The following is an 11,542-nucleotide window of genomic DNA, read 5'->3' as shown; positions in this document are numbered from 1 at the left end:
ACCAAAATTTGCTGAACCGGCGGTGCCTGTTCCGGCCCTTTCGCGGGCACGCCCGCTCCCACCGGTACTGCACAGGCCTGCACAGCAGTGGAGATCCCTGTGGGAGCGGGCGTGCCCGCGAAGAGGCCGGCACTGCCATTACAAATTCAACAACCAGCCGCTTTATCACGACAAATGGCCAAAGGGCAGTTATTTCAACGCCTACAGCGCACCAACCCGTTGCTTTCTCTCGTCAATTTTCCAACCAGCCAGTGATTAACGCTGGCCAAATGCCGCCCCAGATGGGAACCTTTACGCCCACGGAGACGTCCACTCCCCTGCAACCCGCTTCGGTTGGGGAGCTTTTTTCATCAGCATTTTCGGGCCCGACGGGGTTCGGCTCATAGCCTGATCGCAGCCTTCGGCGTGCGTCACGCTGCTACTCGCGAACACACCACCCGCCGCCAGGACTGGTCGGCAACCAAGAAGTGTGCTCGCCGACTACACAAGGAGTCCGCCTGTGGCAAAACGCTACGGAAAAGGGCTGTTGGGATGGGCCTCCGTGCTCGTCATCCTGGCCCTGCTGGTCCACTGGATCGGCATCGACACGATCGCGCGGTATCGCGACGATCTTGGGTTCTACCTGCAAGCGCACCTGCTACTGGTGCTGGCTTCGATGGCGGCGGCGCTGGCCGTGGGCATCCCCGCCGGCATTGCGTTAAGTCGACCGCACCGGGTCGACAAAGCCGAGCGCTTCATGCAGTTCTTCAACGTTGGTAACACCATCCCTCCCCTGGCCGTTCTGGCCATCGCCCTGAGTATCCTGGGCATCGGCGCCGGGCCCGCGATCTTCGCGCTGTTCCTCCCCTCCCTCCTGCCTATCGTGCGCAACACCTACGAGGGCCTGAAAAACGTCCCTGCCTCGCTCAAGGAAGCCGCCACCGGCATCGGCATGACTCCGCGCCAGCAACTCTGGCAAGTGGAGCTGCCCAACGCCGTGCCGATCATCGTTGGTGGCGTGCGTGTGGCCCTGGCGCTGAACGTTGGCACCGCACCGCTGGCGTTCCTGATTGGCGCCAACAGCCTGGGCAGCCTGATTTTCCCCGGCATCGCCCTGAACAACCAGCCACAACTGCTGCTGGGGGCTGCCTGCACCGCACTACTGGCGCTGGCGCTGGACGCAGCGGTGAGTTTCTCCAGCAAGCGCTGGCTGGAACGTGGCCTGGCTGGATAACGAGAGGGAACGTATGAACAAGAGAATCGCCTTGTTGTTGGGCGCGACCCTGCTGTTAGCAGGATTTGCCCAGGCAGCGGAAAAACCACTTGTCCGTATCGGCGCGCGGGTGTTCACCGAACAGACCGTACTCGCCGAAATCACCGCGCAATACCTGCGCGCCAACGGCTTTGATGTGCGCGTCACCAGCGGCCTTGGCAGCAACATCGCACGCCAGGCCCAGGAAACCGGCCAGCTCGACCTGATGTGGGAATACACCGGCGTGTCACTGGTGTCGTACAACCATATCGACGAGCGCATGCCCAGTGCCGAGGCCACCTACGCCAAGGTCAAGGCACTGGACGCGAAGAAGGACCTGATCTGGCTGACCCCGTCGAAGTTCAGCAACACCTATGCGCTGGGCCTGCCCAAGCAGGTCGCCGAGGCTTATCCGCAGATCAACTCGATCAGCGACCTCAACCAGGTACTGCGTGACGAAAGCCACCGCAACCACCTGGTGGCGCTGGACACCGAGTTCGCCAACCGCCCGGACGGCCTGGTAGGCCTGAAAGCGATGTACGACCTGCAAGTGGGCCGCGCCAACATCCGCCAGATGGATGCCGGCCTGGTCTACACCGCCATGCACAACAACCAGGTGTTCGCCGGCCTTGTGTACACCACCGATGGTCGCTTGAACGCGTTCAACCTCAAGCTGCTGGAAGACGACAAGCACTACTTCCCCGACTACACCGCCGCCCCGGTGGTGCGCAAACAGGTGCTCGACGCCAACCCGCAACTGGCCGGCCTGCTCAAGCCTCTGGCCGAGCAACTGGATGACGAAACCATGCGCCAGCTCAATGCCAAGGTCGACGTCGAACACCAGAACCCGACCAAGGTGGCCGCCGCCTTCCTGCGTGACCACCCAATGCCTGGCGAGGTACAACCATGAGCCTGCTCGACACGTTCGCCCACCTCGACTGGGCCCAGGTACTGCAGCTGACCTGGCAACACATCATGCTGGTCGGCGTCGCCGTAGGCCTGGCGATCATCGTCGGCGTACCGCTGGGCATCCTCATGACCCGCTTCCCGGCCGTCGCCGGCCCATTGCAGGCCAGTGCCACGGTGTTGCTGACCATTCCCTCGATCGCCCTGTTCGGCCTGCTGCTGCCGTTCTACTCCAGGTTCGGCCAGGGCCTGGGGCCGCTGCCGGCGATCACTGCGGTGTTCCTCTACTCACTGCTGCCGATCATGCGCAACACCTACCTGGCTTTGACCAACGTCGAACCCGGCATCCGTGAAGCCGCGCGTGGCATCGGCATGACCTTCGGCCAGCGCCTGCGCATGGTCGAACTGCCCATCGCAGTGCCGGTGATCCTCGCCGGTGTGCGCACCGCCGTGGTGATGAACATCGGCGTGATGACCATCGCCGCCACCATCGGCGCCGGCGGCCTTGGCGTACTCATCCTCACCTCCATCAGCCGCAGCGACATGTCGATGCTGCTGGTCGGCGCCGTGCTGGTCAGCCTGCTGGCGATCATCGCCGACCTGCTCCTGCAAACCCTGCAACGTGCCCTGACTCCAGAAGGACTGCGCTCATGATCGAACTGAAGAACCTCAGCAAAACCTTCAACGTCAACGGCAAGGACGTCAAAGCCGTCGACTCGGTAAGCCTCACCGTCAACGAAGGGGAAATCTGCGTGTTCCTCGGCCCCTCCGGCTGCGGCAAGAGCACTACCCTGAAAATGATCAACCGCCTGATCACGCCTACTTCCGGCCAGGTGTTCATCAATGGCGAAGACACCACCGGGCTGGACGAAGTCACCCTGCGCCGGCATATCGGCTATGTCATCCAGCAGATCGGCCTGTTCCCCAACATGACCATCGAGGAGAACATCACCGTGGTGCCGCGCCTGCTCGGCTGGGACAAACAGAAGTGCCATGAACGCGCCCGCGAGCTGATGCACATGATCAAGCTGGAGCCCAAGCAGTACCTGCAGCGCTACCCGCGCGAGCTGTCCGGCGGGCAGCAGCAGCGTATCGGCGTGATCCGCGCCTTGGCGGCGGAAGCGCCGGTGCTGCTGATGGACGAGCCGTTCGGCGCGGTCGACCCGATCAACCGCGAGATGATCCAGAACGAGTTCTTCGAGATGCAGCGGGCCTTGAACAAGACCGTGATCATGGTCAGCCACGACATCGACGAAGCGATCAAGCTGGGCGACAAGATCGCCATCTTCCGCGCCGGCAAGCTGTTGCAGCTGGACCACCCGGACACCTTGCTGGCGCACCCGGCGGACGAGTTCGTCAGCAACTTCGTCGGCCAGGACAGCACCCTCAAGCGCCTGCTGCTGGTACGTGCGGAGGATGCGGCGGACAACGCGCCATCGGTGAGCCCGCAGACGCCGGTGAGCGATGCACTCGAGCTGCTGGACGAGCACGACCGCCGTTACGTGGTGGTGACCGATGCGCAGAACAAGGCACTGGGCTACGTGCGCCGGCGTGACATGCATCGCCAGCAAGGGACTTGTGGCGACTTCCTGCAGCCGTTCAATGCCACGGCGTCGCATGATGAGCATTTGCGCATCCTGCTGTCGCGGATGTACGAGTTCAACCGGGCGTGGCTGCCGGTGCTGGATGCCGAACAGGTGTTCCTGGGCGAGGTGACGCAGGAGTCGATTGCGGCTTACCTGAGTTCGGGGCGCTCGCGGGGGGCCAAGACCAGCATTGTCTCGCCGGCCGAGGCGGTGGTTTCGTAATCGCCGGGGGCGCGCTGCGCCCCTTTCGCGACACAAGGCCGCTCCTACAGCAGATCGCGCTCCTCTGTAGGAGCGGCCTTGTGTCGCGATGGGCCGCAAAGCGGCCCCGGCAATCTCGGCTCAAAACCCAAGTAATGGATTGCCTGTGCCGGCCTCTTCGCGGGTAAACCCGCGAAGCAGGCGACGCGGTGTCAGAACCCTACACTGGCCTGCACGTAAAAGGTCCGCGGCTCACCCACATAGATGCCGGCATTGTTGTCGCTGGAGCGGGTGAAGTACTGCTTGTCGAACAGGTTCTTCACCCCCGCCGCCAGCTTCAGGTTGGACATCTGAGGCCCGAACTCATACCCGCCACGGGCATGCCAGGTCACATAACCCGGAATATCGCCAAACTGCCCGTCCGCACTCGGCTCGGTGATGTAGTCGCCGTTGAAGCTGCCATCGGCATTGATCCCGGTACCCGGCGCGCGCTGCTTGGATTGGGCGTAGGCATCCAGGTTCCAGGTCCAGTGATTGACCGCGTAACGCACGCCGGCAGTGGCCACCTGGCGTGAATAGAACGGCAGGTCACGGCCCTCGAAGCCAGGAATGTCCCCTTCATAAGTAGCGCGGGTATAGGTATAGCCACCGTTCACCGACAGCCCTTCCAGGCGCGGGTCCAGCCCGTCCAGGTCATAGCGCACCGAGGCCTCGATACCCTGATGCTTGGTCGCACCGAGGTTGGTCCAGCCCACATCGTTGCTGATGTACTGCAGTTCGTCATCGAAGTCGATGTAGAAAGCCGTCAGCTCACCAGCAAAGCCGCCATTGTCATAGCGGGTACCGATTTCGTAGGTCTTGGCCTTTTCCGGCTCCAGGCCATTGGCCGTACTGTTGCCCGTACCACCCTGGCCCAGCTGGAAGTACTGCAGGCTGCCGAACGAGGTCTCGTAGTTGGCGAACACCTTCCACGCATCGGAGATGTGGTACATCACGCTCAGCGCCGGCAGCGGCTCGTTGCTGGTGATGCTGCGTTTCTTCTCCGGCACCGGCTGGCCGTTGGCACCGAGCACCGGGCGGTCGCGCCAGTCGGTGTTGATATGCTCGAAGCGGATACCTGGGGTGATGGTCCAGTTACCCACGTCGATCTTGTCGTCGATGTAGTAGGCACTGGCCTCGGTACCACCGCTGCGGTCCTGGAACACATGGCCGTCGGAGCCCGGGGCGGGCGTCGGCACGTTGTCGATCAGCGCCAGGCGGGTCGACTGCTCACGCATCGCTTCCTTCAGGTAGCGGTAGCCCACGCTGACTTCCTGGGTGGTCGGGCCCGCGAAAAAGATCCGCGACAGCCGTGGTTCGATGGCAAAGGTGTGGTAGTTGCGCGGGTACGACGACAGGGTCTTCATGTCGCGCGAGGCAATGGAGCTGCCGCGGAAGCTGTCGGTGTAGTAGGTCAGCACTTCGAACTGGGTGGCGTCGTCGAGCTGCCGCTGCCACTTGAACGACACGTCCTTGCGCCGGCCGGCGAAGTAGTCGTAGTCGCGCAGCGACTGGTACGGGTTGCTGTCGTACTGCGCCTGGGTCAGGCCGCCAGGCATGTCGGCACGGCCGTCGTAGTAGTGGAAGTTGAGCCAGAACTCGTCAACGTCGGTCGGTGCCCAGTGGGTCTTGAGGATGACGTCGTCGATGTCGTTGCCATTGTTGCTTTCACGGTAGCCGTTGCCATTCACCCCGGTGTACAGCAGCGCCACGCCCATGCCGTTGTCCGCCGTACCGCCGACGAAGGCCGACTCGGTGTGCTTCCAGCCGCCATGCTGGGAGGTTTCCAGGGTGGTGGACAGCTCGGCCGAGGGCTTCTCGGGGATTGCCCGGGTAACGAAGTTGATCACCCCACCGACGTTCTGCGGGCCATAACGCACGGAACCGGCGCCACGCACCACGTCGATGCTGTCGAGGTTGCCCGAGGAAATCGGCGCCATCGACAGCTGCGGCTGGCCATAGGGCGCGAAAGCGGCCGGAATGCCGTCGATCAGCACCGTGGAGCGTGGCGACAGGCGCGAAGTCAGGCCGCGAACGCCCACGTTCAGCGACAGGTCGCTACCGCCGGTACCGTTGGAGTCCTGCACCTGAACGCCGGGGATGCCGCGCAGCACGTCACGCACGTTCATTGCGCCCTTTTCCACCATCGCCTCGCGGCGCACCACGGTGCGCGCGCCGGGGTGGTTCTGCACCACGCTCTGCTGGGCATCGCCCAGCCAGTCACCCACCACCTTGACGTCGGTGGGTGCCAGCTCCAGGCTACCGGTGGTGAGGGTGCCATCGGCCTGGGCCGGCTTGACCACCACGGTGCCCTGGAACATCTCGTAGGTCAGGCCGCTGCCTTGCAACAACTGCTGCAGCGCCTGCTCGGGCGCCAGCTGGCCGGACACCGCCGGGGCCTGCTTGCCGGCCACCAGGTCGGGGCTGAAGAACAGCTGCAGGTTGGTCTGCTGGCCCAGTTGGTTCAGCGCCGATGCCAAGGATTGGGCCTGAATCTGGATAGTGCTGCCGGCGTCTGCGGCCTGGCTGTTGACGGCCACGGCGCTGACCGCCAAGGCCAGCGCCAGGGCGCGGAAGCGTGGGAAGGGCTTGTTGTTGTTCACGTCGTCGAAACTTCCTGGAATACGGAATAAACGCCAACCGCATGCAAATGGAAATGCTTGGCAGTTGCAGCTGGCGGGGAAGACGAACGAGCGGAAAAAAACCTGAATCTATTTCGCGATTATTTCGCGCGAGCCATCTTCGTTGGCCTTGACGACCACCGGCAGGATGCTCGGCAAGGCACGCAGCAGCGCATCGGTGTCGTCGGTGCTGAAGGTGCTGGACAGCCGCAGCTGGGCGACTTTGCCGGGGGCGACCCGCAGCGGCTGGCTGCGGTAGCGCGAGGCTTCGGCCACCACCTCGGCCAGGGTGGCGTTGTCGAACACCAGCCTGCCTTGGCGCCAGGCAGTCAGGGCGCCGGTATTCACCGCATAGGGCGCAGCCACCTGGCCTTGTTCATCTATATGCGAGCCCTGGCCCGCCGTGAGCTGCGCCAGCGAGGCGCCCTTGCCCTGCACACGCACCGAGCCCTGCTCCACCGCCACGCGGGTGCTGGCCGGGTCCAGGCGGACGTCGAAACGGGTACCGGTGACAGTCACGCTGCCCTGGGCGGTGTCGACCACGAACGGCCTGCCACTGTCGTGGGCGACGGTGAACATCACTTCACCCGCCATCAGCCGGACATGCCGCTGGCCGGCGCTGAAAGCGACCTGCACTTGCGTGCTGCCGTTGAGCTCAAGGTGCGAACCATCCGGCAGTTCGACCTGGCGGCGTTCGTTGAAGTCGGTCTGCAAGCTGCCCTGGTGATTCAGTTGCTGGTAGTGCCAGCCGCCCCAGCCCAGGCCCAACGCCAGTGCGGCCACGCTGGCGGCCAAGGCCTGGCGCACGAAGCGCCGACGTGGCAACTGGCGTACCGGTGCCGGCTGGCACAGCGCTTCCAGGCGCTGGCGCGGGATGAACTCGGCGGCCTGCCACAGGCGGGCGAGCTGCTGGTACTCATCACGGTGCCGCGCATCGCCTTCCAGCCAGGCGTGCAGCTGCGCCTGCAGCCCGGCATCGCGAGGTGCATCCTGCACCCGGGCGAACCACGCGGCCGCCTGCTCGCGGACGGTATCGGTACCGTGCTGTTTCATCGAAAAGGTCTCCTGACTCATCATGCCGACACATCCAGGTGCTCGCGCAGATGCCGGAGCGTGCGGATCATATACTTTTCGACCATGTTCTTGCTCAACCCCATGCGCTCGGCGATCTCGGCCTGGGTCAGCCCTTCGAGCTTCTGCCAGATGAACACCTGTCGGCAATTGAGCGGCAGTTCGGCCAGCGCCCGCTCGACACTGTCGGCCAGCTCCAGCGCATGCACGTAGGCCTCGGGGTCGCCACCGACGGCCATGCCTTCGTCGAAGGCTTCCAGCTCCAGTGCCTGGCGGCGGTCCTCGCGACGGAAGCCATCCACAGCAATATTGCGTGCGGTCTGGTGCAGGTAGGCGCGTGGCTGCTCGACCTGCTCGCGCGGGTTTTCCAGTACCCGGACAAAGGCATCGTGGGTGAGGTCCTCGGCCTGCTGTCGACTGCGCAACTTGCGCGTCCAGGTGCCGATCAGCTCATGGTAGTGGTCGAGGAAGCCTTTGGGTCCGGACACGGTCGGGGTCATCAGGGAGGCAGACAAGGGTGCGAATAGTAATGCTTCTCATCAATGGCGGCAATTCCGCCAGTCGGTAACAAAAAATTTATCGTCTTTTTCATGCACGGCAGTGCCAGGGAAATGTGGCCATAAATATGAACACCTGAGGCCCCTTCGCGGGCACGCCCGCTCCCACAGGAACCGCGAGATGCCTGTGGGAGCGGGCGTGCCCGCGAAGGAGCCAGCGCGTTCCATTCCACTATTTTTTACGCTTGAAACACTCCGGGGAACATCAGCCGGTCACATGGGTCGGTTATTCAAATGGCAGGTCGTCGATCCGCGCCGATCACGCCCGGATTGCCTGTTGATTCTGCATTCTTCACGCCCTAAAGTGCGCGCCGAACGTCCATGCTGGAAACGATCCATCCGGCTCAAGTACTGAGTAGGCGAACCAAAGTGGGGATACGGAGGACGTTCAGTTTGCAGCCACTTAAATTTTCAGTTTGCCCATGGAGTCCCTGAGCATGTCGATCCAGGTCGAAGACTATTTCGCGCGTGACACCTTCCAGAAAATGAAGGCGTTTGCCGACAAGCAGGAAACCCCGTTCGTACTCATCGATACCCAGATGATCAGCCAGGCCTACGACGACCTGCGCGCTGGTTTCGAATTCGCCAAGGTGTACTACGCGGTCAAGGCCAACCCGGCCGTGGAAATCATCGACCTGCTCAAAGAGAAAGGTTCGAGCTTCGACATCGCCTCGATCTACGAGCTGGACAAGGTGCTGGGTCGCGGCGTCAGCGCCGACCGTATCAGCTACGGCAACACCATCAAGAAGTCCAAGGACATCCGCTACTTCTACGAGAAGGGCGTGCGCCTGTATGCCACCGACTCGGAAGCCGACCTGCGCAACATCGCCAAGGCCGCACCGGGTTCGAAGGTGTACGTGCGTATTCTCACCGAAGGCTCGACCACCGCCGACTGGCCGCTGTCGCGTAAATTCGGCTGCCAGACCGACATGGCCATGGACCTGCTGATTCTCGCCCGCGACCTGGGCCTGGTGCCTTACGGCATTTCCTTCCATGTCGGCTCGCAACAGCGCGACATCAGCGTGTGGGACGCCGCCATCGCCAAGGTCAAGGTGATCTTCGAGCGCCTGAAGGAAGAAGACGGCATCGAGCTGAAGCTGATCAACATGGGTGGCGGCTTCCCGGCCAACTACATCACCCGGACCAACAGCCTGGAAACCTACGCCGAAGAGATCATCCGCTTCCTGAAGGAAGACTTCGGTGACGACCTGCCGGAAATCATCCTCGAGCCGGGCCGTTCGCTGATTGCCAACGCCGGTATCCTGGTCAGCGAAGTGGTACTGGTTGCACGCAAGTCGCGCACCGCTGTCGAGCGCTGGATCTACACCGACGTGGGCAAGTTCTCCGGCCTGATCGAAACCATGGACGAGTCCATCAAGTTCCCGATCTGGACCGAGAAGAAAGGCGAGACCGAAGAAGTGGTCATCGCCGGCCCGACCTGCGACAGCGCCGACATCATGTACGAGCACTACAAGTACGGCCTGCCGCTGAACCTGGCCATCGGTGACCGCCTGTACTGGCTGTCGACCGGCGCCTACACCACCAGCTACAGCGCAGTGGAATTCAACGGCTTCCCGCCGCTGAAGGCTTACTACCTGTAAAGCAAAACGGGGCCGAAAGGCCCCGTTTTCATTTGTGCTTTCCGCCCTCAGGCCTGTGCAACTCCCTGTAGGAGCAGCCTTGTGCTGCGAAGAGGCCATAACTGCCAAAGGCCATCTTTTGTCTTGCCGGCCTCTTCGCAGCACAAGGCTGCTCCTACAGGCCTTGAGGGAACCTCAAGCTTCGCGCCGTTCGATCTCCTCGGCATACCGCGCCGCAAAGGCCATCAACACCGGCCCGGCCTCCTGCAAGGTCACCAGCGCACTGCGCAGAAAATTCATGTTTCCCTCGACCCGCGCCCGTTCCAGCCAAGGCCCGGCTTCCGCCACCTGCCCCCGCTCGACAAGCACCAGCGCCAGGCTGAACATGCCACGGAAATCCCCCGCCTCGGCTGAGCGCCGATACCAGCGCACCGCCCGTGTCGGATTGGGCGCCGTGGCGATGCCTTGTTCCAGGTAACGCCCGTACAGGTTCATCGACTTGGCATGCCCCATGTGCGCGGCCTTCTCGTAGCACATCAGCGCCTGTGCCTGGTTGGCCGGTATGCCGCGCCCGGTGGCCAGCAAGTTGCCCAGGTTGTACAGCCCCCAGTCCAGCCCAGCATCGGCCGCACGCGCATAGTGAATGGCCGCCTGCGCCTGGCTTGGCTCACCGCCCCAGCCATGCTCCAGGCAACGGCCCAGCATGTTGTGCGCCATGGCACTGCCACCCTGCGCGGCGATGCCGAACCAGCGCCTGGCGACGGCGGCATCCGCCTGAATGCCGCGCCCGTCGAGCAGGATCTGCCCCAGCAACAACTGTGCCTCGACCGCGCCCTGCCCTGCCGCCGCCAGGATCGCCTGGGCGGCCTTGCCAGGGCTTTCTTCCAGCATGGCCTGCAAACCGGCCACATCCACCACTTCCTCACGTCGCAACTGATAGGACACGGCTCAGACCTCGGCCCAGCGGCGCAGCAGATTGTGGTAGGTGCCGGTCAACTGCAGCAGTGACGGATGGTCCGGCACATCGGCTGTCAGTTGCTGGATGGCATTGTCCATTTCGAAGAGCAACGCCCGCTGGCTGTCCTCGCGCACCAGGCTCTGGGTCCAGAAGAACGCGGCGTAACGCTGGCCACGGGTCACCGGGTTGACCTTGTGCAGGCTGGTGCCGGGGTACAGCACCAGGTCACCGGCAGCCAGCTTGACCTGCTGCTCGCCGTAGGTGTCCTGGATCACCAGCTCGCCGCCGTCGTAGCTGTCCGGATCGCTGAGGAACAGCGTGGAAGACAGGTCGGTACGCACCCGCTCCGGGCTGCCCTTGGGCTGGCGCAGGGCGTTGTCGATGTGAAAGCCGAAACTGCCGCCTTCGCGGTAGCAGTTGATCAGCGGCGGGAACACCTTGTGCGGCAAGGCTGCAGACATGAAGCGCGGGTTCTGCCACAGGCGGTCGATCAGCGCGCTACCGATTTCCTTGGTCAGCGGGTGGCCTTCCGGCAGTTGCAGGTTGTGCTTGGCCTTGGCCGACTGGTAGCCGGCCGTGATCTTGCCGTCGGCCCAATCGGCCTGCTCCAGCGCCTCGCGGATACGGGCCAGTTCATCGGCGTCGAACAGGCCGGGGATATGAAGCAGCATGGCGACAGCACCGTTTGGAAAATGTAAGGCGCCAATGATATTGATTCCCTTTTGCGCTTCACAAGCCCCAATGGCCGCTTAAGACGTTTCAGCTTGATGAAACCGTAAAGGCAAATTGTAA

10 protein-coding genes are annotated in these 11,542 nt (G+C 63.2%); 5 read left to right on the top strand and 5 right to left on the bottom strand.

The features are described 5' to 3' along the window. The first annotated feature begins 499 nt into the window (after nt 1–499). From GYA95_RS00900 to GYA95_RS00885, 4 genes are read left to right on the top strand one after another with little or no spacing between them, the layout of a single operon-like run. Nucleotides 500–1,213 (top strand): ABC transporter permease, encoded by a 714-nt coding sequence (locus GYA95_RS00900; RefSeq protein ID WP_015269033.1) that lies wholly within the window; start codon nt 500–502, stop codon nt 1,211–1,213. Nucleotides 1,214–1,226: 13 nt separating this feature from the next. Next, nucleotides 1,227–2,141: a glycine betaine ABC transporter substrate-binding protein gene (locus GYA95_RS00895; RefSeq protein ID WP_015269032.1), complete on the top strand. Its 915-nt coding sequence runs from the start codon at nt 1,227–1,229 to the stop codon at nt 2,139–2,141. Then, complete coding sequence (locus GYA95_RS00890; protein WP_013971042.1) at nt 2,138–2,791, top strand: ABC transporter permease; 654 nt, start codon at nt 2,138–2,140, stop codon at nt 2,789–2,791. The genes GYA95_RS00895 and GYA95_RS00890 overlap by 4 nt, the downstream gene beginning before the upstream one ends. Continuing rightward, nucleotides 2,788–3,945 carry an osmoprotectant ABC transporter ATP-binding protein OsmV gene (locus GYA95_RS00885; RefSeq protein WP_015269031.1) on the top strand — a complete coding sequence of 386 codons (1,158 nt, stop codon included), beginning with the start codon at nt 2,788–2,790 and terminating at the stop codon, nt 3,943–3,945. Before GYA95_RS00890 ends, GYA95_RS00885 begins: the two co-directional genes overlap by 4 nt. Before the next feature lie 191 nt (nt 3,946–4,136). Here GYA95_RS00885 and GYA95_RS00880 read toward each other — a convergent pair whose 3' ends face one another. The 3 genes from GYA95_RS00880 to GYA95_RS00870 all read right to left on the bottom strand — a co-directional run bounded on the left by GYA95_RS00880 (nt 4,137) and on the right by GYA95_RS00870 (nt 8,155). Continuing rightward, entirely contained in the window at nt 4,137–6,566 is a 2,430-nt protein-coding gene (locus GYA95_RS00880; RefSeq protein WP_015269030.1) for a TonB-dependent siderophore receptor, read from the bottom strand. 108 nt (nt 6,567–6,674) lie between these two features. Then, on the bottom strand, nt 6,675–7,637 hold the full coding sequence (locus GYA95_RS00875; protein ID WP_015269029.1) for a FecR family protein: 963 nt from the start codon (nt 7,635–7,637) through the stop codon (nt 6,675–6,677). A gap of 20 nt (nt 7,638–7,657) precedes the next feature. Then, nucleotides 7,658–8,155, bottom strand: coding sequence for a sigma-70 family RNA polymerase sigma factor (locus tag GYA95_RS00870; protein ID WP_015269028.1), 498 nt, complete (start codon nt 8,153–8,155; stop codon nt 7,658–7,660). Nucleotides 8,156–8,649: 494 nt separating this feature from the next. Here GYA95_RS00870 and GYA95_RS00865 point away from each other — a divergent pair, with 494 nt between their 5' ends. Then, nucleotides 8,650–9,813, top strand: coding sequence for a type III PLP-dependent enzyme (locus GYA95_RS00865; RefSeq protein WP_015269027.1), 1,164 nt, complete (start codon nt 8,650–8,652; stop codon nt 9,811–9,813). Between the two features lie 174 nt (nt 9,814–9,987). Here the strand turns inward: GYA95_RS00865 and GYA95_RS00860 are convergent, their stop codons facing one another. Continuing rightward, nucleotides 9,988–10,737, bottom strand: a complete 750-nt coding sequence (locus GYA95_RS00860; RefSeq protein ID WP_043935357.1) for a tetratricopeptide repeat protein — start codon at nt 10,735–10,737, stop codon at nt 9,988–9,990. A 3-nt stretch (nt 10,738–10,740) separates the two neighbouring features. Continuing rightward, the gene (locus tag GYA95_RS00855; protein WP_015269025.1) at nt 10,741–11,421 is read right to left on the bottom strand and encodes a Fe2+-dependent dioxygenase; all 681 of its coding nucleotides are present in this window, start codon (nt 11,419–11,421) and stop codon (nt 10,741–10,743) included. Nucleotides 11,422–11,542 lie beyond the last annotated feature (121 nt).

The organism is Pseudomonas asiatica (assembly GCF_009932335.1).
Taxonomy (GTDB): domain Bacteria; phylum Pseudomonadota; class Gammaproteobacteria; order Pseudomonadales; family Pseudomonadaceae; genus Aquipseudomonas; species Aquipseudomonas asiatica.
Note: the sequence above shows the minus strand (reverse complement) of the source record. Positions and strands in the feature narration are given on the sequence as shown.